Annotated in this window: 23 protein-coding genes, 2 tRNA genes and 1 pseudogene; 9 read left to right on the top strand and 17 right to left on the bottom strand. The window is 66.3% G+C overall.

Features of this window, described 5'->3' with window-relative positions:
• Positions 1-25 precede the first annotated feature (25 nt).
• The gene (gene rpoH / locus SCD90_RS15425; RefSeq protein WP_319845600.1) at positions 26-940 is read right to left on the bottom strand and encodes an RNA polymerase sigma factor RpoH; all 915 of its coding nucleotides are present in this window, start codon (positions 938-940) and stop codon (positions 26-28) included.
• Between the two features lie 151 nt (positions 941-1091).
• Complete coding sequence (locus SCD90_RS15420; protein WP_319845598.1) at positions 1092-2096, bottom strand: RluA family pseudouridine synthase; 1005 nt, start codon at positions 2094-2096, stop codon at positions 1092-1094.
• On the opposite strand from SCD90_RS15420, the gene SCD90_RS15415 reads away from it, so the two are divergent.
• The 6 genes from SCD90_RS15415 (at position 2095) to selD (ending at position 6686) form a co-directional block, all read left to right on the top strand.
• Positions 2095-2487, top strand: a complete 393-nt coding sequence (locus SCD90_RS15415; RefSeq protein ID WP_319845597.1) for a hypothetical protein — start codon at positions 2095-2097, stop codon at positions 2485-2487. The two genes, SCD90_RS15420 and SCD90_RS15415, sit on opposite strands and share 2 nt — an antisense overlap.
• A gap of 56 nt (positions 2488-2543) precedes the next feature.
• Positions 2544-2619, top strand: a tRNA-Glu gene (locus SCD90_RS15410).
• A 415-nt stretch (positions 2620-3034) separates the two neighbouring features.
• On the top strand, positions 3035-3880 hold the full coding sequence (locus SCD90_RS15405) for a glycosyltransferase family 25 protein (protein WP_319845596.1): 846 nt from the start codon (positions 3035-3037) through the stop codon (positions 3878-3880).
• Between the two features lie 135 nt (positions 3881-4015).
• Positions 4016-4519, top strand: a complete 504-nt coding sequence (locus tag SCD90_RS15400) for a TlpA family protein disulfide reductase (RefSeq protein WP_319845595.1) — start codon at positions 4016-4018, stop codon at positions 4517-4519.
• Entirely contained in the window at positions 4516-5613 is a 1098-nt protein-coding gene (locus tag SCD90_RS15395) for a transglutaminase-like domain-containing protein (RefSeq protein WP_319845594.1), read from the top strand. Before SCD90_RS15400 ends, SCD90_RS15395 begins: the two co-directional genes overlap by 4 nt.
• Positions 5610-6686: a selenide, water dikinase SelD gene (selD, locus tag SCD90_RS15390; protein ID WP_319845593.1), complete on the top strand. Its 1077-nt coding sequence runs from the start codon at positions 5610-5612 to the stop codon at positions 6684-6686. The genes SCD90_RS15395 and selD overlap by 4 nt, the downstream gene beginning before the upstream one ends.
• A gap of 140 nt (positions 6687-6826) precedes the next feature.
• On the opposite strand, the gene SCD90_RS15385 is transcribed toward selD, so the two are convergent.
• The 10 genes and pseudogenes from SCD90_RS15385 to fdnG all read right to left on the bottom strand — a co-directional run bounded on the left by SCD90_RS15385 (position 6827) and on the right by fdnG (position 17501).
• Entirely contained in the window at positions 6827-7216 is a 390-nt protein-coding gene (locus tag SCD90_RS15385) for a hypothetical protein (RefSeq protein ID WP_319845592.1), read from the bottom strand.
• Positions 7203-7652, bottom strand: coding sequence for a hypothetical protein (locus SCD90_RS15380; protein WP_319845591.1), 450 nt, complete (start codon positions 7650-7652; stop codon positions 7203-7205). Before SCD90_RS15380 ends, SCD90_RS15385 begins: the two co-directional genes overlap by 14 nt.
• A 15-nt stretch (positions 7653-7667) precedes the next feature.
• Positions 7668-7763: transfer RNA gene (locus SCD90_RS15375), tRNA-Sec, on the bottom strand.
• A 60-nt stretch (positions 7764-7823) separates the two neighbouring features.
• A pseudogene (gene selB / locus SCD90_RS15370) lies at positions 7824-9686 on the bottom strand (selenocysteine-specific translation elongation factor); the annotation flags it as partial.
• Positions 9683-10426 (bottom strand): tetratricopeptide repeat protein, encoded by a 744-nt coding sequence (locus tag SCD90_RS15365; protein WP_425265707.1) that lies wholly within the window; start codon positions 10424-10426, stop codon positions 9683-9685. The gene SCD90_RS15365 and the pseudogene selB, both read right to left, overlap by 4 nt.
• Complete coding sequence (gene selA, locus SCD90_RS15360) at positions 10413-11813, bottom strand: L-seryl-tRNA(Sec) selenium transferase (RefSeq protein ID WP_319845590.1); 1401 nt, start codon at positions 11811-11813, stop codon at positions 10413-10415. Before selA ends, SCD90_RS15365 begins: the two co-directional genes overlap by 14 nt.
• A gap of 4 nt (positions 11814-11817) precedes the next feature.
• Positions 11818-12741 (bottom strand): formate dehydrogenase accessory protein FdhE, encoded by a 924-nt coding sequence (fdhE, locus tag SCD90_RS15355; protein ID WP_319845589.1) that lies wholly within the window; start codon positions 12739-12741, stop codon positions 11818-11820.
• Between the two features lie 73 nt (positions 12742-12814).
• The gene (locus tag SCD90_RS15350) at positions 12815-13504 is read right to left on the bottom strand and encodes a formate dehydrogenase subunit gamma (RefSeq protein WP_319845588.1); all 690 of its coding nucleotides are present in this window, start codon (positions 13502-13504) and stop codon (positions 12815-12817) included.
• Positions 13488-14408: a formate dehydrogenase subunit beta gene (fdxH, locus tag SCD90_RS15345; RefSeq protein WP_319845587.1), complete on the bottom strand. Its 921-nt coding sequence runs from the start codon at positions 14406-14408 to the stop codon at positions 13488-13490. Before fdxH ends, SCD90_RS15350 begins: the two co-directional genes overlap by 17 nt.
• 9 nt (positions 14409-14417) lie before the next feature.
• Complete coding sequence (gene fdnG, locus SCD90_RS15340; protein WP_319845586.1) at positions 14418-17501, bottom strand: formate dehydrogenase-N subunit alpha; 3084 nt, start codon at positions 17499-17501, stop codon at positions 14418-14420.
• Positions 17502-17915: 414 nt separating this feature from the next.
• Between fdnG and SCD90_RS15335 the strand changes: the two genes are divergently transcribed.
• The gene (locus SCD90_RS15335) at positions 17916-19109 is read left to right on the top strand and encodes a hypothetical protein (RefSeq protein ID WP_319845585.1); all 1194 of its coding nucleotides are present in this window, start codon (positions 17916-17918) and stop codon (positions 19107-19109) included.
• Here the strand turns inward: SCD90_RS15335 and SCD90_RS15330 are convergent.
• The 5 genes from SCD90_RS15330 to SCD90_RS15310 form a co-directional block, all read right to left on the bottom strand.
• Positions 19106-19285: a hypothetical protein gene (locus tag SCD90_RS15330; protein ID WP_319845584.1), complete on the bottom strand. Its 180-nt coding sequence runs from the start codon at positions 19283-19285 to the stop codon at positions 19106-19108. The genes SCD90_RS15335 and SCD90_RS15330 overlap by 4 nt on opposite strands.
• 95 nt (positions 19286-19380) lie before the next feature.
• Complete coding sequence (locus tag SCD90_RS15325; RefSeq protein WP_319845583.1) at positions 19381-19944, bottom strand: NUDIX hydrolase; 564 nt, start codon at positions 19942-19944, stop codon at positions 19381-19383.
• Between the two features lie 11 nt (positions 19945-19955).
• Positions 19956-20420, bottom strand: a complete 465-nt coding sequence (locus SCD90_RS15320) for a DUF983 domain-containing protein (RefSeq protein ID WP_425265706.1) — start codon at positions 20418-20420, stop codon at positions 19956-19958.
• Positions 20421-20562: 142 nt separating this feature from the next.
• Positions 20563-21534, bottom strand: coding sequence for a 2-hydroxyacid dehydrogenase (locus tag SCD90_RS15315; protein WP_319845582.1), 972 nt, complete (start codon positions 21532-21534; stop codon positions 20563-20565).
• A 15-nt stretch (positions 21535-21549) separates the two neighbouring features.
• Entirely contained in the window at positions 21550-23469 is a 1920-nt protein-coding gene (locus SCD90_RS15310; RefSeq protein ID WP_319845581.1) for a DEAD/DEAH box helicase, read from the bottom strand.
• Between the two features lie 181 nt (positions 23470-23650).
• Between SCD90_RS15310 and SCD90_RS15305 the strand changes: the two genes are divergently transcribed.
• Both SCD90_RS15305 and SCD90_RS15300 read left to right on the top strand, forming a co-directional pair.
• On the top strand, positions 23651-24052 hold the full coding sequence (locus SCD90_RS15305) for a DUF6481 family protein (protein WP_319845580.1): 402 nt from the start codon (positions 23651-23653) through the stop codon (positions 24050-24052).
• A gap of 113 nt (positions 24053-24165) precedes the next feature.
• Positions 24166-25416, top strand: a complete 1251-nt coding sequence (locus tag SCD90_RS15300) for an Hsp70 family protein (protein WP_319845579.1) — start codon at positions 24166-24168, stop codon at positions 25414-25416.
• The last annotated feature ends 18 nt before the right edge of the window (positions 25417-25434 follow it).

The following is a 25434-nucleotide window of genomic DNA, read 5'->3' as shown; positions in this document are numbered from 1 at the left end:
TTCAACACAAAAGAGTTCCGAAAAGTCAGCGCGCCGGCGCGAGTGCCGGCGTGGACGCGCGGCCGCCCTCGATCTTCGCCACATTGTCGCGCACGGCCTGCTGCACCTTCTCGAAGGCCCTGACCTCGATCTGGCGCACGCGCTCGCGCGACACGCCGAATTCGGTCGATAGCTCCTCAAGGGTGATGGGCTCATCCGCAAGCTTGCGGGCCTCGAAAATGCGCCGCTCGCGCGGGTTCAGCACGTCCATCGCCTTCTTGAGAGCACTCCGCCGATTATCGAGCTCTTCGCTCTCGGCAAGGATGCTCTCCTGGCTGGCGCTGTCATCGACGAGCCAGTCCTGCCATTCACCCGAATCGGCCTCGTCTCCGCGCAGGGGCGAATTCAGCGAAGCATCCCCCGAGAGGCGGCGGTTCATCGAAACCACGTCCTCCTCGGTCACGCCAAGCTTGGTGGCGATGGATTTCACCTGCTCGGGACGCAGATCGCCCTCGTCCAGTGCCGAGATCTGACTCTTCGCCTTGCGCAGGTTGAAGAACAGCTTCTTCTGGTTGGCGGTGGTGCCCATCTTCACGAGCGACCATGAGCGCAGGATGTATTCCTGGATAGCGGCGCGGATCCACCACATGGCGTAGGTAGCCAGCCGGAACCCCTTGTCCGGCTCGAACCGCTTCACCGCCTGCATGAGGCCGACATTGCCTTCGGAGATCACTTCGCCGATGGGGAGGCCGTAGCCGCGATAGCCCATCGCGATCTTGGCGACGAGCCTCAGATGGCTGGTGACGAGTTGATGCGCCGCATCTCGGTCGCCGTGCTCGCGCCAGCTCTTGGCCAGCATGAACTCCTCGTCCGGAGCCAGCATCGGATAACGCCGAATTTCGTCGAGGTAGCGGCTGAGGCCGCTGTCAGTGGCAATGATCGGAAGCGCCGCACGCGCCATCTTAGTTCCCCCTTCGGCTCCCCACCCGGCAGAGCCGCTTCATGGCCGCACATCGTGCCGGCCAGCCATCCTATATAGGAGAGGGTCTTCGTGGCGATAAGGGGGCGGCATTTTCACAGCGACGTGAGAACACGCGCACCTACCCACATGCTCAGGGCGTTGTTTTCAGCGCCTCGGCAAGTTCGGCAAGATCGGGAGGCAACGCACTGTCGAACGACATGAGTTCCCCGGTCGCGGGATGCTCGAAGGCAAGATGCGCCGCGTGCAGGGCCTGCCGGCCCAGTCCCTCCAGGGACGCACGGGCAGCTTCCGGCAGATGGCGCGCCTTCGTCTTGAAGCCGGCGCCATAGGCGGGGTCGCCCAGCACCGGATGGCCGAGATGGGCCATATGGACGCGGATCTGGTGCGTTCGGCCGGTCTCGAGCTCGCACCGCACAAGGCTGACGAGGGCAGCGTTGGGCGGCCCGAAGGCGCGCAGGCGGTGCCAGTGGGTGATGGCCTCGCGCCCATGCTCCGGCGGGCAGACCCGCATCTTTTCCCGGTTCCGGGGATCGCGGTCGATCGGGGCGTCTACCGTGCCGCTGGTCCGCAGTGGGCTGCCCCAGACAAAGGCCATGTAGGCCCTCTCCAGTGGACCCGTGCGGCCATGGTCGGCGAACTGCTCGGCGAGCGAGCGGTGAGCGCGGTCCGTCTTCGCGGCGACCAGCAGGCCCGTCGTGTCCTTGTCGAGACGGTGGACGATGCCCGGCCGCTCCACGCCGCCGATGCCCGACAGCGAGCCCGCGCAATGGGCCAGCAGCGCGTTGACGAGCGTTCCGGTCCAGTTGCCGGCGCCGGGATGCACGACGAGACCGGCCGGCTTGTCGATGACGATCAGCTCATCGTCCTCGTAGACCACGTTGAGGGGAATGGCCTCAGCCAGGGGCAGGGCCGGCTCGGGCGGCGGAATATGGACGAAGGCCTGTTCGCCACCCGCCACTTTCGCGCCGAGGTCGGTCGCGATCGCGCCGGACAGCTCCACCTTGCCCGCGCGGATCAGCGCCTGTATCCGGGTTCTCGACAGATCGGGCAGCGCCTGCGCCAGCGCGCGGTCCAGCCTTTCGCCGGCGAGTTCCGGCGCAAGGACAACATCAAGACGGGTATCGGGATCGCTCATGGCCACTCTGGATGACGACGACGTCACAGCCGAGGAGGATCCCCGGACCGCGCGCATCGTGCGGCGCATGCGCCTGTTCGTCGGTGTGTCGACCGCAATCATGCTGATCGGCTTTGTATTGGTCATGTCGGTGATCGTGTGGCGTCTCGTCAAGGCGCAGCCGGCCTCCGATGCCGGCCGTCTCACCGGAGTGCCCACCGCGCCGCTCCAGAACGGGCAGCAACTGACGGGCTCTCTGCCGATAGCCGCTGGAACGAAGATCACCGGGACCACCTCCGACGGGCAGCGCCTGTTCGTCACCACGGAGGCACAAGACGGTCGCCCAGCTATCCATGTCCTCGATGCGACAACGCTCGGCTATCTTGGCCGCATCGACGCAAATGCCCCTTGATCCCGGCGTGGGCTCTGCGTATAGAGGGCGCCTTCGCGGCTCGATGAGCCCGCGCCGCTCCCATCGTCTAGCGGTCTAGGACGTCGCCCTCTCACGGCGAAAACAGGGGTTCGATTCCCCTTGGGAGCACCATCTTTACGTCGAGCCCTCTCCACAGATTTGATCGTGTTCGACCTCGCAGCCGAGGGCCGATACGTCTTGCCATCAGAAGAGTGTCTTCTTGCGTACAAATTTCCAGATAAAGCCGCCGACGTCCGCTGACCGTAGTAGTGTCTTCGCACACGGGCGGAGCTAAACAGTAAAGCCTCGAGAGAGTTGTTGAGCAAGCGTCCGATCATTGTCGGTGCCTGCCGCTCCGGAATAGACGCCTCACAGAATAATGTCTGTCAGCTCCGTGCGGCAACTCGTTCCACGAGCGATTCAGCTCTACCGACGTTGATCCTGCGTTGCGCGTGACGTTCCAACACCGAAAGCCAGCACCTAGGTCGGCGTGCAGCACTTTCTTGATCGAGGTCAACACGGTGACTGGTTCTTGATTCCTTCGCATGTGATCAATCTCGACCGACACAGGGAACGCTGGCTGCGGCTGCCGGAACTGGCGTCGAAGATTGGATGGCGTATCGCCCGGCTGGACGCTGTTGATGCCACGTCCATGGCTCCTGACGAACTGCAGGCGGCTGCCGCCACGGACCCAGTATATCCGCTCTCGGCGGCGGAGATCGCTTGCACGATGAGCCCTGTGCTCGCATGGCGGACGCTTCTCGAAAGCGATGAGCCGTTTCTCGCCGTGTTCGAGGATGACGTCGAGGTCGATCCGTTGCTCGTCAGGCTGCTGGACGATACCTCATGGATCCCTGCGGATGCGGAAGTGGTGAAGCTCGAGACGTTCCTGCAACGGGTCTTCGTCCGGTCTGCTCGATCGATCGCGGGTACTGATCTGTCGCTGGCGCGGCTCGGTTCGGTCCATTATGGAACGGCCGGCTACATCATTAGCCGTAGCGGTGCGCGGCGGCTGCTGCAGCTAAGTGCATCCATCGACCGGACTACCGATGACCTCATGTTCGACGCCAGAGCGCTGTGGTCGCACAAGCTGAAGGTCTATCAGGTGACGCCTGCGCTCTGCGTTCAAGCTGGACGTCGTTCTGAAGGGGCTGTTCCTGCCTTTCTGGCCTCATCCATCGTGCCGGTTCGCAGGATCAGGAGCCGCCCGTCGCTTCCCGGACTGATTTTGCGGGAGACAGTGCGGCCTTTGAGACAGTTTTGGACTTTCATGACCTCCACCGCTCTGCTGCAAATCGCGGGATACCGACGGTGCGTCGTGCCGTTCAGCCTGGATCGGAGAGACGGTGACGAACAAGCCACCACGATGCCGGCATCCCGTCGCTCCCGGTAACGGCAGGACGGGATTGACGCCGCCCAAGCCGGCTGGAACATTGGAGGCGTGCTCTTCGCCTTTGCTCCCGAGTCTCGGGGCCATCTCGGAACATGCGTCCCACGCGTCGCCGGTATCATCGCGGTTGCGGCGCTCATGTTCGGCGGTGCACCTGCGGATGCAGCCCACGGCCTGAAGCCTTGGGCACAGGACAGCTCTCCCGGCCTCAGCCTCGATCAACTGGATGGCGGCGCTTTCGAACTCGCGACCTCTACAGACTCCATCACCATCGTCCATTTCTTCGCGACCTGGTGCGAGCCATGCGTGGAAGAGATGGCATCGCTCCAGGCACTTCACATCGGTGCCGGGAACGCGGTGACGATCCTCGCGGTGGATGTCGGCGAAGTGGACGCCCGGGTGCGCCGCTTCTTCTCCGAACATCCGGTCGGCTTCGCCATCCTGCTGGACCGTGATCGCGCGGCCATGAAGGCGTGGGGAGTAGAAGGCCTGCCGACCAGTTTCGTGCTTGCGCCAGGACTTCGTCCGGCACTGAAGGCCGACGAACCCGTCGACTGGGCTGCGGACGGGATGCTTTCCCGGCTGCTCGCACTTTCACCTGAACAAACAACAATAACGAACAGGGAGGACAAGGTCCCATGATCACACGTCGTGACCTCATCATCACAGGTGCTGCCGCCACGGCCGCAGCCTTGATCCTGCCGCGCATGTCCTTTGCAGAGGAGGCCGTCTTCGCGCCCGAGCCTGGAGCGTGGCGCAGCTTCGACGTGACGACGCGGCTGGAGCTCGCGGGCGCGGGGAAGGCGCAGGCTTGGCTACCCTTGACCTCGGTGAACGAGAGCGAATGGACCCGACCGGGCGAAAGCCGCTGGGACACCAACGCCATATCAGCGGAGCGGGTGCGGGACCCGAAGCACGGGGCCGACATGCTGCACCTCGTCTTCAAGAGCGGCGAGACCGCGCCGCGCGCGGAGGTCACGAGCAGGGTCCAGTTGCGGGACCGAAACTGGGCTGCCGACCGTGACGAGCCCCGTGCGCTGACCGAGACGGAGAGGGCGCTTTATCTCGAAGCCACGGAACTGATGCCGACAGACGGCATCGTGAAGGAGACGGCAGAGAAGGCCATCGCGGGCCGCACCACGGATCAGGAGAAGGCGGAGGCGATCTATCAGTGGGTGGTGGACAACACCTTCCGCAATGCCAAGACGCGCGGCTGCGGCACCGGCGATGTGGCCTCCATGCTCCGTTCCGGGAATCTCGGCGGCAAATGCGCCGACCTGAATGCCCTCTACGTGGCGCTGGTGCGTGCCGCCGGTATTCCGGCCCGCGACATCTACGGCATCCGCGTGGCGCCTTCGCGCTTCGGCTACAAGAGCCTTGGCGCAGGGTCGGCCACCGTCACCAAGTCGCAGCACTGCCGGGCCGAGGTGTGGCTCGAGGGCCGGGGCTGGGTGGCGACGGACCCGGCGGATGTCCGCAAGGTCGTTCTGGAGGAGCCGCCGGGCAATAACGGTGTGGACGCGCCCAAGGTCGTGGCCGCACGGCGTGCCCTGTTCGGCGCCTGGGAAGGCAACTGGATGGGCTACAACACCGCCCACGACGTGGTGCTGCCGGGCTCCGACCATAAGGTCGCGTTCCTGATGTATCCGCAGGCCGAGATCGCGGGCGCGCTGCTCGACTGCCTCGATCCCGACAGCTTCCGGTATTCGATCACCGCCGCCGAGGTTCAGGCGTGACAGGTGCCGTGCTCGACGCGGTACTGACACATGGCGCCGCGCCTAAGCTGACCAGCCTTGCCCATGGCGGCGGATGCGGGTGCAAGCTCGCGCCCGCCGTCCTGCAGCGGCTGCTGGCGGACCAGCCGGCGGCGGCGCCTTACCGGCAGTTGCTTGTCGGCACGGAGACGGGCGACGATGCGGCGGTCTGGCAGATCGACGATGAAACCTGCGTGGTCGCGACCACCGATTTCTTCATGCCGATGGTGGATGATCCGCGAGATTTCGGGCGCATCGCCGCGGCCAACGCCATCTCGGATGTCTATGCCATGGGAGGCCGGCCGATCCTCGCGCTCGCCATTCTGGGCATGCCGCTCGACAAGCTCCCCGAGGAGCAGGTGCGGGAGATTCTGAAAGGCGGAGCCTCGATCTGTGCTGAGGCTGGCATCCCGGTGGCCGGCGGGCATTCCATCGACGCGCCGGAGCCGATCTACGGGCTGGCCGTCATCGGTCTGGTGAAGCCGCAGAACCTGCGCCGCAACAGCGGGGCAAAACCCGGCGATGCCCTGATTCTCACGAAGGCGCTGGGCGTCGGCATCTATTCCGCCGCCTACCGGAAGGGCGAGCTGTCGGCGGCCGGCTATGACGAGATGATCGCCTCCACCACGCTGCTGAACCGCGTGGGGGCCGATCTGGCGCGCGACGCCGACGTCCACGCCATTACCGATGTCACCGGCTTCGGCATACTCGGCCATGGCCTGGAGATGGCGCGCGGTTCCGGAGCCACGCTGCGGTTGCGACTGGCGGATCTACCGTTCCTCGATGAGGCGAAGCGGCTGGCTGGGGAGGGGCGCGTGACGGGCGCCTCCGGACGCAACTGGGCCAGCTATGGCGAAGGTGTGGACTTGCCGCCCGGACTTCTGGATGCGGAACGGGCTCTTCTGACGGACCCGCAGACTTCGGGCGGTCTACTGGTTTCCTGCGCACCCGAGCGTGCGGACGACCTGCTGCGCACGATCAAGGACGCAGGATATCCGCGTGCCGCAGTCATCGGGAGCGTGGAGGAGGGGCCAGCGAAGGTGGTGGTGGTGTGATCCACCCGCGCGTTCCGGAAGCGCCTCTGGCGCTGTCCGGACCCATACGCCGTGCCGTCGGCGATCAACATAGAGCCTTGACCAAACGGAGTATGGGTCCCGGACAGTCGCTTCGCGCCTTCCCTGGACGCTCGCAAATGCTAAGCCGTCCCCACCTCATCCACCCTGAGTTCTCGGCCCCAGACATCGAAGAAGCCGGCATCGTTCAGCAGCAGCCGGTCCAGGCGCAGCCGCTCTTCGAGCTGGCGCAGGCGGCTTCGCGCAACGTCGTCCGGCACAGGGCCGCCATCATCGGCACGCGTTCCGAAGAAGGCAGCCGCGTCCCAGCTGACGCCGGCACTGCGGAACATCATGGTGATGTCGCCCCAGTCCAGTTCGTCGCCGATGACGTGCACGAAGGTGGAGCGCAGCGGCTCGATCCGGGGCTCCGCCACGCGCACCAGCACGATCAGCGCGGTGAACGGACCGCCGCGCCAGATGCCGGCGAGCCATGCATCGAAGTCAGTGCTGATGGGCCTAGAAGTCGACAACCGGCGTCTCCTGCACATAGCGGTCGAACAGGTCGTAGAAGTCAGCCTCGGTTTCGGAGCGATACCATTCCTCGAAGCCCAGCAGGGCGGCTTCCGCCTCTTCTACTGGCGCATCGTCGCGGGCCGTGCCGGCCAGAGCGAGGAACGCCGGCTGCAGCCGGTCCAGCACCAGCGCCTGACGTGGGCCGATGGGCAGCCAGCCAAGATCAGCGGCCAGCTTCAGCCGCGCGCGTTCGGCCGCGTCTTCCGCCGTTTCGGTGCCGCTCATCGCCGAGGCGGAGCTTCGAACAAGATTGAGGCGGCGGAAGGCGTTTCGTCGTTCGCGGGCCAAGGTCTCGATGCGGCGGGCGGCCTCGCGGCGAAAATCGTCCTCGGCTTCGCCGGCCTGGGCGGCGGCCCTTTCGAAGCGGGCGATGAATGCGGCGTGATCGGTCATCGGCACCTAGTGAACTGGCGGAGGAGAATGGGAGTCGAACCCACCAAGGACCGTCTGACGGCCCCTCCCGGATTTGAAGTCCGGACGCCCCACCGGGGACGCTTCTCCTCCAAGGGGCGCATCCACCGGGCCGAACAGGTCAAGCCGCTGGCGGTTGATGCGCCGGAGATCGCCGCGCCGGATGGTGACGCCGTGGCGATCGAAGAATTCAAGGATCTGGATAGCAACCTTTCGCCCATTGTCGAGGCGATCGCGGAAGGCGGCGGCGTTGAAGCCTGCCGGCTGCTCCTGCGCGAGATCGGCGGCGATGCCTGCCATCTCGGCCACCGTGTCGCGCCTGAAGAAGTGGTCCAGCGCCACCTCGTGCACCTCGCCCCGGCGCTGCACCAGCCGGAACACGCGCCGTACCTCCTCCTCTCCACGCCCGAGCATTTGCGCCACATCGCGGACGCGGGGAGGGCGGAACCGCTCGGCACCACTGACGAGCGGCGTAATGCGGGTCCAGAGATGCTCATCCTCCGGCGTCAGGCGCACCTCATGCTCGGGGAGACGCACCCAAGAGCCCTGCACCACCACCGTGCCGGAAGCGGTCAGCGCCGCGAGCGCCTCGCGGAACAGGCGGGCCGTCAGCCTAGGTTTGACGGAGAGGCGAAGGCGCTCCAGCCCGAGGCCGACCTGGTCGGGATGCTCCGCATGATGGATGCGCAGGGTCTCGGTCAACGACCTCTCAAAGCGCTCCCAGTTCTGCGGCAGCATCGCCATGGCCCCGATGCGGACGAGGCCGAGTTGCCGGGTGAGCTCCAGACCCTTCTGAGCGCTGAGAGCGCGATCCCGGATGAAGGCATCCAGGTCTGCATAGCCCGGTGCGACCGAGAGCAGGGCATGGAGCGCAGTGGCCGCGTCGGCGTGCGCCAGTGCGGCCAGTTGCGCGAGACGTTCCGGGCTGCGGCGATGACGTTCCGGCGCACGCAAATCGAGAAAGCGACCGCCGCCCACGGTGCGCGAGGCGCTGGTGTCACGCAGCACGAAACGGTCCAGAGTGGCGGCAGCGATGGGCTGTTCGAGCACGATCTGCACCGCTGTCGTGCTGCCCGGCGCAAGAGGCTCTTCGCCCAGCAGGACAAGACGTGCGCCCACTTCAGCCGAGGCGTGATGCAGGCGCACCGGCATCCACATGCCGAGCGGCTTCTTCTCGGAGGCGAGCACGGTGAGTTCCGCGTCGATCCGCTGCGTCGGCGCGTGCAGCGTATTGGCGAGAACCATGTCCCCGCGATGGATGGCGTCCTTGCGGATGTCCGGTCCGGCCAGGTTCAAGGCGCAGCGGTCGCCGGCCACGCCGCGCTCGGCAGGGCGGTTCTGCGCATGGATCGAGCGCACGCGGGCCGCGACCCCGGACGGAGAAACGGTCAGCATGTCACCGATTGCAACGGCCCCGGAAAGCACGGTGCCGGTGACGACGGTGCCCGCGCCGGCAAGCGTGAAGGAGCGGTCCACGGCCAGACGGAATTCGCCGTCCTCGCGCCGGGCGGCTGGGCTTCGGCTGGGGTCGGAGAGGAGGGTCGCAAGATCCGGGATGCCTGCCCCGCTCGTCGCCGACACTGGCAAGATCGGCGCATTCGCGAACGCAGTGCCCGCGAGCAGGCGCCGGATCCCGGCCTCTGCCGCCACCAACCTTTCTCGATCCACCAGATCGGACTTCGTCAGCGCCACCACGGCTTCGGGAATGCCGAGCAGGCGGGCGATGTCCAGATGCTCCCGCGTCTGCGGCATCACGCCGTCATCCGCCGCCACCACCAGCAGCAGGAGGTCGACGCCGGAAGCGCCGGCCAGCATGGTATGCACCAGCTTCTCGTGGCCCGGCACGTCGATGAAGCCGATGACGCGCCCGTCCGGCTGCGGCCAGTAGGCGAAGCCGAGTTCTATGGTGATGCCGCGCGCCTTCTCCTCCTTCAGCCGGTCGGTGTTGACGCCGGTCAGCCGCGCCACGAGCGAGGTCTTGCCGTGGTCGATATGGCCGGCGGTGCCGATGATCACGACACGGCCTCGGGCTGCATTGCGGCCTGCGCGGCCTTGATGAAGGGAATGGCAAGCGTGCTGCCGTCGCGCTCGGCAGCCAGCAGCAGGTCCAGCGCGCGGGCGGGATCGCGTTCGACGCCCTGGCCGAGAAGTACGGCGGCGCCGAGCATGGCGCGTCCATCGGGATCGCCCGCTTCGGCCGCGCGGCTCCACCAGAGGGCGGCCTTGGCGGCATCGCGTTCCACGCCCAGCGCATCGTGGTGCATCATGCCCAGCCGCGTCATGCTGGTGGCGATGCCGGCCTCCGCGGCCGCGTCGGCCCAACGCAGCGCCTCCTCGCGGGCCGAAATTTCGCCGCTCTCCAGCAGCATCCAGGACAGCATGTCCTGTGCCGGGGCGTCGCCGGCTTCGGCCGCCAGCCGGTAGAGGCGCAACGCCTCGGCGTCGCTCTGCTCCACGCCTTCGCCCTTGAAATGCAGGGCGGCGAGATTGCGCTGTCCCACCGCATCGCCGCCTTCCGCCGCAAGCGTCAGCCAGCGCAAAGCGAGCGCGGTGTCACGCTCAACGCCAAGGCCTTCGGCAAAGCAGGCTCCCACATTGTTCTGCGCGCGCGGCACGCCGCTGTGGGCGAGTGGCCCCCAGATGGCGAGCGCGGTGGCATGATCGCCAAGCGCCGCGGCCTCGGCGGCCCGCGCCATCTCCTTGCCGACATCCGTGCCGGGATCCGTTCTGCCGAGCAGGCGGTCAAGAAGACGCATGAAGCTCACCCACCCGCAGGCCGTTCAGCTGATTTGTGAACGCGGCCTCATCCTCCAGGCAGCGCAGGTCGAACAGCAGGGCGCCCTCCTTGATGCGGCCGATCACCGGCAGCGGCAGGGCGCGGAAGGCGGCGGCGAGGTCTTCCACCGCGCGCCCGGACGCGCGCTCCGCCGGCCGCATGGACAGGCCGGCGCTTGGCATGGTTTCCAGCGGCAGGGCGCCGGAGCCGATCTGGCTTCCGAGATCCAAGGGCTTGATGGCCCAGCCGGACCCGAGTGCTCCGGCCAGTTTCGGCTCCAGCCGTTCGGCCAGGGCGCGCAGCTCAATCTGAGTACGCGTGAAAAGACGCAGGGTCGGCAGGCGCTTCGGAAGGCTGTCGGGATCGCGGTAGAGCTTCAGCACGGCTTCCAGCGCCGCCAACCGCAGCTTGTCCAGTCGCAGGGCACGTTTCAGCGGGTTCTTCGCCAGCCTTGCCACGAGGTCCTTCCTCCCGGCCACGATGCCGGCTTGCGGACCGCCCAGCAGCTTGTCGCCCGAGAACGTCACGAGGTCGGCTCCCGCGCCGAGCGCATCCTGCACCGTCCTTTCGTGCTGCAGCCCCCAGCGCGCGAGGTCGACCAGCGTGCCGGAGCCGAGATCGTCGACGAAGGGCAGGCCGTGCTGGCTCGCGAATCCCGCGAGCTCAGTCGCCGAGACCTCTGCCGTGAAGCCCTTCACCACATAGTTCGAGGTGTGCACCTTCATCAGCAGCCCGGTCTCCGGGCCGATGGCGTCCGCATAGTCGCGCAGGTGGGTCCGGTTGGTGGTGCCCACCTCGCGGAGGCGTGCACCGGCGCGGGCCATGATGTCCGGCATGCGGAACGCGCCGCCGATTTCGATCAGCTCGCCGCGCGAGACCACCGCCTCGCGGTCCTTGGCGAGCGTGTTCAGCACCAGCATCACGGCGGCGGCGTTGTTGTTGACGAGCACGGCGTCTTCCGCGCCGGTCAGTTCGCGGATGAGGCCTCGCACATGGTCGTCGCGTTCGCCGCGCCGGCCGCTTTCCACGTCGTATTCAAGATTGGTGGGCTGACGCATGGCGCGGGACACGGCCTGCACCGCCTCGTCCGGCAACAATGCCCGGCCAAGATTGGTGTGCAGCACCGTGCCGGTGAGGTTGATCACCGGACGCTGCGACGGCTGGTCGGCGTCTTCGAGCGCCGCCAGCGCGCGTTGCGCCACGGCGTCCAGCGGCACGGATGCCCGGTCGTCCCGCAGCCGTGCGAGTACGGCGCGAACCGCATCCGTGGTGGCGGTGCGGCCGTGGCGGGCGGAAGCCAGTTCGCAGACCGTGCTGCGCAGCACCTGGTCGACGGAGGGGAGGCGGAAGTCTTCGGGGCGTTCCATGGCCTCAATAGCCCAGCAGGAACGGGTTCACGCCGGCCCTTCGCCAGCCGGCCTCGGACACGAGAAGATCAAGCCCCAGGCTGGCCACATCGTCGGCCACGGGTTCCAGCTCCATGTCCTTGGTCTGGTAGAGGATCTTCATGTAAGTGCCACACTCGTCGCAGGTTTCCGCCTTGATCGAGTCGGCGACGCCTTCGATGGCCTGGTACGAGATGCCCTTGGTGGAGCCGCAGGAGACGCAGCGCACGCGCACCTGGTTCCACTGCGCGGCGCACAGCGAGCACTGCACGTAGCGCACGCCTTCCACATTGCCCGCGCCCACCACGGCGCTGCTGACGCTGGGCGCACCGCAGCACGGGCAGATGCCGTCCGCGACCTTCTGCGGAAGCTCGGCATCCAGCTGCGCGCTGCGCATCGCGGCGACGACCTGTAGGGCAGCCGCGGCAAAGATATGCTGGGCCACGGTCTCCGCCGGCACGACATCGCTGAGCACGGCGGCGAACATCGCGCGGCGCCCACCTTCATCGAGCATGCGGGCTTCTTCCAGCGCGGCGCGTGCCGCCTCCGGCATGTCGACGGCGCTCATCAGGGCCAGCAAGCGCTCCAGCGCACCGAGCGCGAGGGCGTCATCCGCCAGATCCTCACGCGGCACGACCGGCATGCCGCTCGCAGCCCGCATGTGCTGGTCGCGAGGGGTGGGCAGGACGGCCGGCGGCAGTTCGCGGGCGAGCCGGTCCTGCACTCCGGAAAGCGCCGCGAGAAAGGTCAGGAAGGGCTGGAGCTGGTGATCCGGCGCCAGCTTCGCGAAGCGCATCGCGCGCAGGGCGAACAGGGTGGACGGTTTCGGCAACAGGACGAAGGGGGGCTTGTCGCGCTCCGCGATGCCGACCGGTTCGCCGAATCCGGCAAGGCTCTGTTCGTCACTCATCCAAAAATCCTCACGAACCGCACGGGCCACGGAGAGGCAGGCCGGCACGGGCCGGCCTGCATGATGTCTTGTGTCATTCGGCGGGGCGCATGCTCCGCTGGGGCTGCTGCCGTTCGTCCACCACGCCTTCGCGCGCTTCCTCGCGCAGCCAGCCGCGATGATGCCGGAACGCCCAGCCGCCCGTCACCTTGCCCTCGGTCATCGCATTGATTGAGCCGCGGATGTAGAAGGCGGCGTAGATGTGCGCGATGACGATGAGCAGCATGGCTATCGCCATCAGTGCATGAACGATGTGCCCGATGCGCTGCTGCTCGATGGTGAAGGTCGAGCCGAAATATTCGTACCAGATCACCAGGCCCGAGCCGAACAGGACGAGGATCAGAAGGGTCATTCCCCAGAAGATCAGCTTTTGGGCGCCGTTGTACTTGCCGGCCTCCGGCATCTTCTCCTCGTTGCCCGCCATGACGTCGCCGATGTGGCGGACCCAGACCGTGTCCGAGCGGTTCCAGAAATTGTGCCGCACCATCTGGATGAACAGCACCGCGAAGCTGGCGAGCAGCACCACGCCGATCCAGGGATGCAGCATGCGCGTCATGGACCCGCCGCCGAACAGGCCGGACATGAAGAACAGAGCGGGATGGAACAAGGCCATGCCGCTGAGCGTCAGCAGGATCAGCGCGATGGCGGTGACCCAGTGGTTGAGACGGGTCGCACCGCGGTAGCGGTCGACCATGGTGCGCGTTTCTTCACGCCTGACGACCATTGGCTGCCTCCTCGTCGATGAGATGCTCGGCCTCACGGTCCTCCGCGCGGGACACCTCGTTCTTCCGCGCGATGGTGGCGTGGACGAAGGCGAAGGCTGCCGCGAAACCCAGCGTGGCCATGCCGGCATATTTCGTCACGCCCTTCCAGATCTCGACGACCGGGCTGATCTTCGGATCCTTGGGCAAGTTGGCGTAGAGTTGCGGCTGGTCCGCGTGATGCAGCACATACATCACATGGGTGCCCCCGACGCCCGGCGGGTCATAGATGCCGGCGTTCTTGAAGCCGCGCGACTTCAGGTCCGCGATGCGCCCGTCGGCATAGTCCAGCATGGCCTCCTTGGTGCCGAACACGATGGCGCCGGTGGGGCATGCCTTGGCGCAGGCCGGAGCCTGCCCCACGGAGACGCGGTCGGAGCACAGCGTGCACTTGTAGGCCTTGTTGTCGGCCTGGCTGATGCGCGGGATGTTGAAGGGACAGCCCTTCACGCAATAGCCGCAGCCGATGCAGTTCTCGGAGACGAAGTCCACGATGCCGTTGTTGTACTGCACGATGGCGCCGGGTGCCGGGCATGCCTTGAGGCAGCCGGGGTCCGAGCAGTGCATGCAGCCGTCCTTGCGGATCAGCCATTCCAGATTGCCGCTTTCAGGGTTCTCCCATTCGGTGAACCGCATCAACGTCCAGCTGTTCGGCGTCAGATCGTGCGGGTTGTCGTAGACGCCGGTGTTGACGCCCACTTCCTCCCGCAGATTGTTCCACTCGAGGCACGCCGACTGGCATGCCTTGCAGCCGATGCACTTCGAGACGTCGATGAGCTTCGCCACCTCGAAATCGTGGCGCACCTCCGGCGGCCGGAACGTGGTGGCCGAGATGCGGGCGAAGTCCTGGCTCTGTAGTCCTGCCATAACCGCCTCCTAGCTCACGACCGGGCCGTTGCTGGGCTCCACGTTCACCAGGAACGCCTTGAACTCCGGCGTCTCGATGTTCGCGTCACCCACGAAAGGCGTCAGGCTGTTGGGGCCGAAGCCCTTCTTGGCCGCGCCCGTGAAGCCCCAATGCAGGGGTATGCCCACGATGTGCACCGTGCGCCCGTCGCAGATGAGCGGCTTGATGCGCTTCGTCACCACCGCCTTGGCCTGCACCTCGCCTCGGTTGGACGAGACCTTCACCCAGCCGCCGGGCTGGATGTTCTTCTCGGCGGCCAGCTGTTCGCTGATCTCCACGAAGAACTCCGGCTGCAGCATTGCATTCACCCAGACATGCTTGGTCCAGTAGTGGAAATGCTCGGTGAGGCGGTAGGAGGTCGCCGCATAGGGGAACTTGTCGCTCGTGCCGAGCGCCTCCATGTCGGCCTTGAAGATGCGCGCGGCGGGATTGCCGCGGATCTTGGGGGCCAGCACATTGGCGATGGGGCTTTCGAACGGCTCGTAATGCGCCGGGAAGGGGCCATCCTTCAGCATGCCGCGCGTGAACAGGCGTGCCGTTCCCTCGGGGTTCATGATGAAGGGGCCGACATCCTGCGGCTTGGCGCCCGGTGCGATGTCCGGAACGTCGAAGCCGGACCAGGCCGTGCCGTTCCATTCGATCAGCTTGCGCTTCGGATCCCACGGCTTGCCGTTCACGTCGGCGGACGCACGATTGTAGATGATCCGCCGGTTGGCCGGCCACGAGAACGCCCAATTGGAGTAGGCGCCGGTATTGCCGGGGTCGTTCGTGTCCCGGCGGGCCATCATATTGCCCTTCTCGGTGTAGCTGCCGGAATAGATCCAGCAGCCGCACGCGGTCGAGCCGTCGTCGCGCAGCTGCGCGAAGCCGTCGAGCTGCTTGCCCTTCTCCAGCACCACCTTGGTGGTGTCCACCGGATCGGTCACCGTGGAGACGACATAGCCGTTCATCTCCTTGGCCAGCTCGTCCGGCATCGGATCGTCGGGGATGCGGTACGGCCAGTGCAGGTTCAGGATGGGGTCAGGGAACGCGCCGCCTTCCTTCTGGTAGAGGGCGCGCAGCCGCAGATGGATCTGCGACATGATCCAGACGTCGCTCTTGGCCTCGCCCGGAGGTTCCTGTCCGGGCCAGTGCCATTGCAGCCAGCGGCCGGAGTTCACCAGCGCGCCTTCGTCCTCCGCGAAGCAGGTGGTCGGCAGTTCGAACACCTCGGTCTGGATGTCCTCGGGCTTCACGTCGTTGAAGACGCCCTCGTCCTTCCAGAACCTTGCCGTCTCCGTCTGCAGCGGATCCATGACCACGAGGAATTTCAGCTTGGACAGGCTCTCGGTGATCTTCGTCCTGTTGGGGAAGGAGAGCAGGGGGTTGAAGCCCTGGCAGACATAGCCGTTCACCTTGCCCTGGTGCATCAGCTCGAAGGTGCGCAGCACGTCGTAGCCGGGCACGTCGAGCTTCGGCAGCCAGTCGAAGGCGAAGTTGTTCTCCGGCGTCGCAGCCTTGCCGTACATCGACTTCAGGAAGCTCACCATGAACTTCCGGTAGTTCTGCCAGTAGCTCATCTGGTTCGGACGCATCGGCTTGAACTGCCGCTTGCTCATATACGTCTCGAAGTCCGGTTCCTTGTCGGTCGCGAGCGTCAGGTAGCCGGGGATCAGGTTCGACATCAGGCCGATATCGGTGAGCCCCTGGATGTTGGAATGGCCGCGCAGGGCGTTCATGCCGCCGCCGCGAAGGCCGATATTGCCCAGCATCAGCTGCAGCATGGCCATGGCGCGGATGTTCTGCGAGCCCTTGGAGTGCTGGGTCCAGCCGAGCGCGTACATGCTCGTCATGACCTTGTCGGTGGCCGCCGTCTCCGAGATCATCTTGGCAACGGTCAGGAACTTGTCCTTCGGCGTGCCGCAGATGCGCTCCACCATTTCCGGCGTGTAGGGCGCGACATGCACCTTCAGCAGCTGGAAGACCGAGCGCGGGTGCTGCAGCGTGTCATCGCTGATGACATAGCCGTCCGGCCCGATCTCGTATTCCCAGCTCGAGCGGTCGTAATCCCGCTTGGCCTCGTCATAGCCAGTGAACAGGCCGTCCTGATAGCCGTAGCCTTCCTTGATCAGGTAGGGGGCGTTGGTGAAGGCGCGGACGTATTCGTGCTGAATGTTGTCGTTGTCGATGCAGTACTTGATGACGCCCAGCAGGAAGGCGATGTCGGTTCCCTGCCGGATGGGCGCGTAGAAATCCGCCACCGAGGCCGAGCGCGTGAAACGCGGATCGACGACGATGAGCTTTGCTCCACGCTGCGCCTTCGCCTCAGTGACCCATTTAAAGCCGCACGGATGCGCCTCGGCGGCATTGCCGCCCATGATCACGACGAGATCGGTGTTCTTGATGTCCGTCCAGGAGTTCGTCATCGCACCGCGACCGAATGTTGGGGCCAGACTGGCCACCGTCGGTCCGTGTCAGACGCGTGCCTGGTTGTCGAACGCCAGTGCTCCTGTGCTGCGAACCACCTTGTAGGTCATGAAGGCGGTTTCGTTGGTGGATGCGGACGCCGCCAGGAAGCCCGTCGAGATCCAGCGATTGACCGTCACGCCATCGGCGTTCTTCGCGATGAAGTTCTGGTCGCGGTCGTCCTTGAGCTTGCGGGCGATCTTGTCGAGCGCCTCGTCCCAGGAGATGCGGCGGAAGTCGCGCTCTCCGGGGCCGCGATACTGCGGGTACTTGGTGCGCGTTTCGGCATGCACGAAGTCCAGCAGCGCCGCGCCCTTGGGGCACAACGTGCCGCGATTCGTCGGATGGTCCGGGTCACCCTCGATGTGGATGATGCTGGCATGGGCGTTCTTGGACTTGTCGCCAAGGCTGTACATGATGACGCCGCATGCCACCGAGCAGTAGGGGCATGTGTTCCGCGTCTCCGTCGTACGTGCCAGCTTGAAAGGACGCACGGCTTGCGCCAGCGCCTGTTCCGGACCGCCGAACCCAAGGGCGCCGATTGCCGTACCGGCCATGCCGGTGCCAGCGCCCTTCAGGAATTGGCGGCGTGAGAGCTCCTTCAGCATCCCAGACCTCCTGCGGGCGACAAACCGCCCGAACCTAGTTTGGAATGATGCTACGGTGGGCAGACCGCGTCAATTGAATCGGCAGCAATCTCGATGACGTGACAGTGATCCCCGGTGGCATACCAGATATCAATGTATTTTTGCGACCGTTGATGCTTGTGAGGTTGTGCAGAATAGATGACGCCAACTGGTGATAATGATGCCGGTGCTGTTGACCTCGCCAGTGAAAGGCGAGCGAACACATGGTAAGAATATCGGCGTTTTCTGAGCAGATCATGATGTATGGGGCTAAGGCCGCGATCAGCTTCCTCTATTGTGACTGTCCAGTCCTTCCAGTTTGCCGGAACCCCGTGGCCCGATCCGCGTTCCGGTGAAGGGTCCTCCGTGCGAGGCAAAGCAGCGCGGGAGATGGTCATGAGAACACGGGTTCTTCTTTCAGGCGTCGCAATATTTTCTGTGCTGGCCTCTGCCCCGCTGATGGCGCAGGCACCATCCGGCAACATGCCCACCGGGAGGGAAACCACCGTCCCCGAATCCACGTTCAGCGCCACCAAGGATGCCGATATCGTCGGCGCGGACGGGCAGTCGGTCGCAACGCTGCGCGACGTCCTGGTCGGCCGTGACGGCCATGTCCGCCAGCTTCTGCTGGGTGAGGGTGGTCTGCTCGGGCTCGGCGAGACGCTCCGGGTGATGAACACGGATCGCCTGCCGCCGGTGCAGGACGGCAAGGTGCAGATTTCCGGGCTGACCAAGGAGAGCCTTGCCGCGCTACCCGAATACAAGGCTGCGGAACCTGCAGAGGCGAAGGCCGCCACGGGCTCGCCGCCCGTCTCCGGCGCCAACCAGCCGGCGCCGCAAAGTGCCGAGGTCAATGTCCCGGTGAAGCCCAGTGTCGCGGCTGACGCCGCAACGCCGTCCGCGCCCCAGCCCGATGTGCAGGCTCCTTTGACCGCCTCCCCCAGCACGCAGGAGGAAGCGGAGAACAGCCGCGCATCGGGAACGACATCCGTGGAGAAGGAGGAGAGCGCCACGGGTTCGGGCAGCGGCGGCATGGCCCCGCAGCAGGGCACAGGCAGCGGCGCGACGCAGAGCACGCCGCAGGCCAACGAGAATCAGGGGCGTGCCAACGAAGGCAACAGCGCGGGCAGCCGGCCCGACCTCAACGCGCAGTATGGGGTTACGGAGCAGCCCGTCGGTCAGTCGCAGCCGCAGGACAATGCGGATGAGGCCACGTCGCGCCCGACGGGCGGCGATGCCGTTCCGGCAGGCTCGCGGATGGCCTCGCGGGAGGAAAGCGTCGGCGGCGCACCTTCCGGCACCACGTCGAGCGACGGGGCGGGCGACGGCACGCTGTGGCGCCTCGGCAAGATCGTCGGCGAGAGCGTCCGCGGAAAAGACGAAGGCCTCAGCGTGAAGGACGTGCGCCTCTCGGGCCCGCAGGCCGTCGTCCTGCTCCAGCAGAGCGGCGTCGACGGCACGAGGATGCTGGAGTTCTCCAGCCTCAACCTTGGGGGAACGCCGGACGATCCGGAGATCGCGCTCGGCGTATCCGCCGATGCACGCCCGGCCGATGTGGAGGCCACCGGCGCCGGCGAAGTCAGCCGCTAGTTCACCGGAGGCTTCTGCTGCCGCTGCGCGGCGGAAGCGTCCTTCGGCCACCATGTGACACGAAATTGGCCCAGCTTCAGGCTGGGCACTTCGCCTTTTACTTCTTCACGCTTGAAGTTCGGCCATCGCCGAATGGTCAGCGTACCTCTCCACAAGGCTATGCGCGCAATCGCCATCGCATCCGCTCCTGCTACGGCAAGGCGGCATCATGTCAGGGTGTTGTGAAGGCAGCACTACGCCGTTTGACCCGCACGGCCGGGGCCCGCCTGCGTCACCTGAAAAGGGCGGGGCGGCGCAGTTGCAGCGCCATGACGAGGGCGAAGGTCTTCATGTCGACGATCTCGCCCGCCGCAGCCAAGGCCGCGAGGTCGGCCAAGGGCATCTCCACGATCTCGATGCTCTCGTTCTCGCTGCCCAGCCCGCCACCGGCGCCCGTACGGTCGTCCTCACGAATGGCGGCAAGGTACAGGTGCATCCGCTCGGTCGAGATACCCGGCATCGTCCAGGCGGTTCCGATGAACTCCACCTCGCGGAGAGTCAGGCCGAGCTCTTCCTGGGCCTCGGCACGAACCGAATCTTCCACTGATCCATGGTCGGCCAGCCCCGCCGGCGCTTCGAGCACCTGCATAACGCCGGCCGCATGAAGGGCCGGCGCGCGCAACTGGCGGACGAGAAGCGCGGTTCGACGCTCGGTATCGTAAGGCAGCACGGCCACCGCCTCGCCATGGTCTTCGATCTCGCGCGTGAAGCTGGCGCCGTCGGCGGTTCGCACAGTCGCGACGAACAGCTTGCACCAGCCGTCATGAGCCGTGCGGAGCTCCGTGATCTCAGCCATGGCGACCCCCGTCAGCGGCGCGGACGTTCGCGCCCGTCGCTGTCGATATAGACGAGCTGTCCTTGCTCGGCCTTGAAGAAATACTGGCTTGCGACAAGCCAGCCCTTCAGGGGCCGCAAGGGCAGAAGGCAGAAGATCAGCAGCACGGGCAGCGTGATCAGGGCGTTCAGCCAATAGGGTACCTGATGCACCACTTCGAGCCAGACGCCCAGAAAGGCCGGCGGCACGCAGAAGAACATCATCACGAAGAAGGCGGGGCCGTCCGCCGGATCAGCGAAAGAATAGTCCAGCCCGCAAACCTCGCAGCGCGGTGCAAGCTTGATGAAGCCGTTGGCGAACAGCCTTCCCTCGCCGCAGCGTGGGCAGCGGCCGCGCACGCCGGTCTGCATGGGGGAGAGGCGAGGCCAATGCTCATCGGGCGAGCCCTCGATGACGACGGGCTTCCCGGACGTGTCGTCCAGATCCTGCGATGTCATCGGTGCGGGCCTCCATTGAAACGCGTCGGGCGCCTGAGCATTAGCACAGGCACCGGACGCCTGAAGGTCCGGGCAGCGTGCAAAGCGCCGCATAGGACCAAATGTCCGGCAGCGTTCACGGCCGAACACCCATCCCGCTCGACTAGCCTTCGCTCACCACGCGAGCCGGCCAGGGCGTTTCTGGCACGGGCGTCAGCGGGCCGCGGCCCTCTGCCCAGGCGATCAGGTTGTCGACGGCAAGCTGCGCCATCGCATCCCGCGTGGCTGCCGACGCCGAGGCAACGTGCGGCAGCAGCACCGTGTTCTTCATGTCCATGAGAGCCTGCGGGACATTCGGCTCGTTCTCGAAAACGTCGAGCCCCGCGCCGAGGATCGTCCCGTCCCGCAGCGCGTCGATCAGCGCCGCTTCGTCCACCACGGAACCCCGCGCAACATTGACGAAGATGCCATTCGGCCCAAGAGCCCTGAAGGCATCTGCGCCAATGAGGTGCCGCGTACCGGCGCCTCCGGGAGTCACGGCGATCACAACGTCCACCGCTTCGGCAAGCTCCGTCAGGCCTGCATGATAGGTGTAGGCTACATCAGCCTGCCGGTTGCGCCCGTAATAGGCGATCGGCACGCCGAATCCTTCCAGCCGCTTGGCAATAGCCTTTCCGATGCGGCCGAGGCCCACGATGCCGACGCTCCGCCCTTGCAGGCTAGCCGTCAGGCGGTAAGGGCCAGACGACGCCCAAAGCCCGCTCCGCAGGTGCTGCTCGGCCTGCGGAATCTCCCGTACCGTGGCGAGCAGCAGCCCGATGGCGAGATCCGCCACCTCTTCGGTCAGAACGTCGGGCGTATTCGTGACGGTGATGCCCATCCGGGACGCCGCCGTCACGTCGATGCCGTCATAGCCGACGCTCGATATGGAGATGATGGAGAGACGCGGAAATCGCTCCATCATCGGCGCATCCACACGCCCGCCGAAGCTCGCGAGGGCGCGGATGTCGGGGGCTATCTTCACCACCTCCGCGTCCTCCAACTCCCAGATCCGATGCACGTTGAACGCCGCTTCCAGCGCCTTGGGCGCAAACGGACGCATTTCGTTCAGCATCAGGAGGTCGGGCTTCGTCATGGCATCCTCTCTGTGTCAGCGCTTGGGACGCGGCGGCTTCTTGGCGAAATCGCCCGGACGGCCCGCACCCCGAGCCTCGCCCCTTGCGTCGCCACGAGGACCGCTTCCACGGAACCCATCCGGATGACGTTCCGAGCGCTCGCCGGAGCGAGGGGGCTTGGCGGCGTGTGCCGACCGCGGCGGACCCTTCTTCTCGGCCAGGAACTTCTCGGAACCACGATCCGTCGAAGATTTCCGCTCCGTCGGACGCTTCTCGGCCGGGCGTCGGGCGGGAGCCTCCCGCTCCGGTGCGTCACGGCGTCCGCGCTCCGGCGCCTCACCCTGGATGGCGACGATCTCGATATCGTCCTCGCCGCCTTTGCGGATGGCATGGGCGAAACGGTCCACGACAGAGGCGGCGACCTCAAACTTGGTCTCCCGCTCGAAGATGCGGATCGCCCCGATTTCCTGACGGGTGACATTGCCGCGCCGGCAGATCAACGGCAGCAGCCAGCGGGCATCCGCATTGTCGCGGCGGCCGATGCGCATCTGGAACCATTGGCTCCCCGCGAACACTTCCGCGCGGTTGCCGGGTGCCTCGCGGACGGGCCTGCTCTCGCCCTCGGGACGGCGGTCGCGCCGCTCGCCGGGATCGAACACCTCTTCCGGTGCCGGCAGGCGCGAGCGCCAGATCCGCACCAGCGCAGCCGCCAGATCTTCCGCCGACCGCTGGGTCAGCAGCGCCTGCGCCATCGAGGCGTCTTCCTCGGACACCGGCTCGCTGAGCAGGGGATCGTTGAGAAGCCGATCCTGATCGAGCGCGCGGATATCCTCCGCCGTGGGCGGCCCGCACCATTCCGGCACGACACCGGCGCCGGCCATCAGGCTTTCGGCGCGGCGACGGCGGGATGGCGCCACCAGCAGGGCACTGATGCCCTTTCGACCGGCGCGGCCCGTGCGGCCGCTGCGGTGCTGCAGCACTTCGGGATCGTGCGGAAGCTCCGCATGGATGACGAGGCCGACGCCCGGCAAGTCGATGCCGCGCGCGGCCACATCGGTTGCCACGCAGACGCGTGCGCGCCCGTCGCGAAGCGCTTGGAGGGCATGGTTGCGTTCGCTCTGGCTCAGTTCGCCGGACATGCCGACGACAGAGAAGCCGCGTTCGAACAGCGAGGCCTGCAGGTGCTTCACCGCGTTGCGGGTGTTGGCGAACACGATGGAGACGGGGGCATCCACCTGCCGCAGCAGGTTGACCACCGCATGCTCGACCTCGTTCGGCACGATGCGGACTGCGCGGTACTCGATGTCAGCGTGACCGCCTCGGTCGCCCGCCACCTCGATGCGTGCCGCATCGCGCTGGAAGCGCTTGGCCATGTTCGCGATGGTGCGCGGCATGGTGGCGGAGAACAGAAGCGTGCGGCGCTCATGCGGCGTGGTCTCGAGAATGAATTCGAGATCCTCGCGGAAGCCGAGATCGAGCATCTCGTCCGCCTCGTCGAGCACCACGGCGCGCAGCTTCGACACGTCGAGGCCGCCGCGTTCGATATGGTCGCGCAGGCGGCCGGGCGTGCCGACCACGATATGCGCGCCGCCGGCCAGCCGCTTGCGTTCGGTCTTCGGGTCCATGCCGCCGACGCAGGAGACGTTGCGCGCGCCGGAGGGTGCATAGAGCCAGTCGAGCTCGCGGGTGACCTGCAGGGCCAATTCGCGCGTGGGCGCCACCACCAGGGCCAGCGGCTCGGCCGCGTAGGGAAGGCGCTCGGCCTCGCCCATCAGGGTTTCGGCCAGAGCGAGGCCGTAGGCGATCGTCTTGCCGGAGCCGGTCTGCGCCGAAACGAGGAGGTCGCGTCCGCGTGCCCCGGGCTCCAGAACGGCAGCCTGGACGGGTGTCGGATCGTTATAGCCCCGTTCGGCCAGAGCCTGTGCCAGAGCGGGGTGAGTCGTAGGAAAAGTCATTTTGTGTCGGAATATCCCGGGCGAGAGAGGTTATAGCCTCGAAATTTGGGTCGACCCGCGTTATGTGACGAGCGTCATCGTGACGTGGGAAGGCCGGATCGGACCGTTTTCCGGCCCGCGCGGCGCATAGCTGCACTTCCACTAGCACGTCACACGTCAACTTTCGCATCTGGAATCCAACTTGGCCAAAGTAACAGACACATTCGCCGACCGTCAGAGCACCGCAGCAGAGGCGCGCAAGGCGCTTCTGGACAAGTTCAAGAAGCGTCCGAGCGCGGACGACCCCGAGATGCAGAAGCGGATCGAGGAGCGCCGCGCCATTGCCGAAGCTCGCGAAAAGCGCGAGGCGGAGCGTGCCGAGAAGCAGCGCCTCATCGACGAGGAGAAGGCCCGGCAGGACGCGATCCTTGCCGAGCAGCGTGAGCTTGAGCGTCTGGCGGCCGAGGAAGCTGCCAAGCTGGAGGCTAAGGCCAAGGAATCGAGCATGGCCGACATGGCCGCTCGCGTGATGGCCGACGAAGTCGAGCGCAAGGCGAAGCGCGACGCCAAATACGCGGCCCGCAAGGCGCGCGGCAAGGGCTGAGGCCCAACGGCTCGGGAGCCTTCCCGGGCCAACATCATCTTAATACGTGTCCGGGAGCGGCGGGTGCCGCCGAGCCCTCGGGCACGTTTGTCGATTCTGCAGGAACCAGACCCATGACCGCATGCGGCCTCGATTTCGGAACCTCCAACACGACCCTCGGCCTGGTTGGCGCCGGCCGGCCCGAACTGCTGGCGCTGGAAGGCGCGCACGTCACGGTGCCCAGCGCCATCTTCTACGGCCGCGTGGCGGCGCCGGTCATCGGCCGTGCCGCGATCGAAGCCTATGTGGAGGGCCATGAGGGGCGCCTGTTCCGCAGCATCAAGTCGGTCCTTGGCAGCGCGCTGCTCGACGAGGTGGCGCAGATCGGCCGCACGCGTGCGCCGTTCCGGCAGGTGCTGGTGGATTTCCTGCGCCATGTTAAGGTTCGCGCCGAGGCTGCGGCGGGCCGCGAGATCACGCAGGTCGTCCATGGCCGTCCCGTGCATTTCGTTGACGAAAATCCCGAAGGCGATGCGAAGGCCGAGAGCGCATTGCGCGAGATCGCGTACGAGGTCGGTTTCCGTGACGTCCTGTTCCAGTTCGAGCCCATCGCCGCCGCGCTCGATTACGAGCAGAGCGTCGAGCGCGAGGAACTTGCGCTCATCGCCGATATCGGCGGCGGCACGTCCGACTTCTCCATCGTGCGCATCGGCCCGGACGGGCGGCGCCGGGCGGACCGCACAAACGACATACTTGCCAATGACGGCGTGCGCATCGGCGGCACTGATTTCGACCGTTGGATCTCGCTGCGGCAGGTCATGCCGCTGCTGGGGCTCGGTACCGCGATGAAGCGTGGCGACCTCGACGTCCCGTCGAGCTATTTCCACGACCTCGCCTCGTGGCACAGCATCAACCGCCTCTACGATCCGAAGCGGCTGGGCGAAATTCGGCAGGTGCAGCGCGACGCTCGCGAACCGGACAAGCTGGAGCGTCTCGTCACCGTGATTGAGGAGCGGCGAGGCCACACGCTTGCCGGCGATGTCGAGCGTGCGAAGATCGCCCTGGCCGACGAGCCGCGCGCGCGGATCGCCCTCGACTGGGTGGAGCGCGGCCTCGCGGCGGAGTTCAGCGGCGACGAACTGGTGGAAAACACCGAGCAACTGGCGGACCGCATCGGCGCCCGCATCACGAACTGCCTGAACCAGGCCGGCATCCGCCCCGACGACGTGGACGCCCTGTTCCTGACCGGCGGATCAACCCGCCTGCGCCACGTGCGCGCCGCCATCGTAGCCGAACTGCCGAAGGCGCGCGTAGTCGAGGGCGACACCTTCGGATCGGTGGGGCTGGGGCTTACCGTGGATGCGATGCGGCGGTTTGGGGGATAGGGGCTGCCAAGAAGAGGA

Source organism: Terrihabitans rhizophilus (genome assembly GCF_033898525.1).
Taxonomy (GTDB): domain Bacteria; phylum Pseudomonadota; class Alphaproteobacteria; order Rhizobiales; family Methylopilaceae; genus Flaviflagellibacter; species Flaviflagellibacter rhizophilus.
The sequence above is the reverse complement of the archived record's forward strand: the minus strand, read 5'-3'. Positions and strand labels throughout refer to the sequence as shown.

Coding starts and splice junctions, on each gene's coding strand:
- selA (WP_319845590.1), bottom strand. CDS start 11,813: ATGGAACGCCCCGAAGACTTCCGCCTCCCCTCCGTCGACCAGGTGCTG.
- SCD90_RS15350 (WP_319845588.1), bottom strand. CDS start 13,504: ATGGTCGTCAGGCGTGAAGAAACGCGCACCATGGTCGACCGCTACCGC.
- rpoH (WP_319845600.1), bottom strand. CDS start 940: ATGGCGCGTGCGGCGCTTCCGATCATTGCCACTGACAGCGGCCTCAGC.
- SCD90_RS15420 (WP_319845598.1), bottom strand. CDS start 2,096: ATGAGCGATCCCGATACCCGTCTTGATGTTGTCCTTGCGCCGGAACTC.
- SCD90_RS15415 (WP_319845597.1), top strand. CDS start 2,095: ATGGCCACTCTGGATGACGACGACGTCACAGCCGAGGAGGATCCCCGG.
- SCD90_RS15315 (WP_319845582.1), bottom strand. CDS start 21,534: ATGACGAAGCCCGACCTCCTGATGCTGAACGAAATGCGTCCGTTTGCG.
- SCD90_RS15400 (WP_319845595.1), top strand. CDS start 4,016: ATGTTCGGCGGTGCACCTGCGGATGCAGCCCACGGCCTGAAGCCTTGG.
- SCD90_RS15380 (WP_319845591.1), bottom strand. CDS start 7,652: ATGACCGATCACGCCGCATTCATCGCCCGCTTCGAAAGGGCCGCCGCC.
- SCD90_RS15310 (WP_319845581.1), bottom strand. CDS start 23,469: ATGACTTTTCCTACGACTCACCCCGCTCTGGCACAGGCTCTGGCCGAA.
- SCD90_RS15325 (WP_319845583.1), bottom strand. CDS start 19,944: ATGGCTGAGATCACGGAGCTCCGCACGGCTCATGACGGCTGGTGCAAG.
- SCD90_RS15395 (WP_319845594.1), top strand. CDS start 4,516: ATGATCACACGTCGTGACCTCATCATCACAGGTGCTGCCGCCACGGCC.
- fdxH (WP_319845587.1), bottom strand. CDS start 14,408: ATGGCAGGACTACAGAGCCAGGACTTCGCCCGCATCTCGGCCACCACG.
- SCD90_RS15320 (WP_425265706.1), bottom strand. CDS start 20,420: ATGACATCGCAGGATCTGGACGACACGTCCGGGAAGCCCGTCGTCATC.
- SCD90_RS15335 (WP_319845585.1), top strand. CDS start 17,916: ATGAGAACACGGGTTCTTCTTTCAGGCGTCGCAATATTTTCTGTGCTG.
- SCD90_RS15300 (WP_319845579.1), top strand. CDS start 24,166: ATGACCGCATGCGGCCTCGATTTCGGAACCTCCAACACGACCCTCGGC.
- SCD90_RS15365 (WP_425265707.1), bottom strand. CDS start 10,426: ATGCGTCTTCTTGACCGCCTGCTCGGCAGAACGGATCCCGGCACGGAT.
- SCD90_RS15330 (WP_319845584.1), bottom strand. CDS start 19,285: ATGGCGATTGCGCGCATAGCCTTGTGGAGAGGTACGCTGACCATTCGG.
- fdhE (WP_319845589.1), bottom strand. CDS start 12,741: ATGAGTGACGAACAGAGCCTTGCCGGATTCGGCGAACCGGTCGGCATC.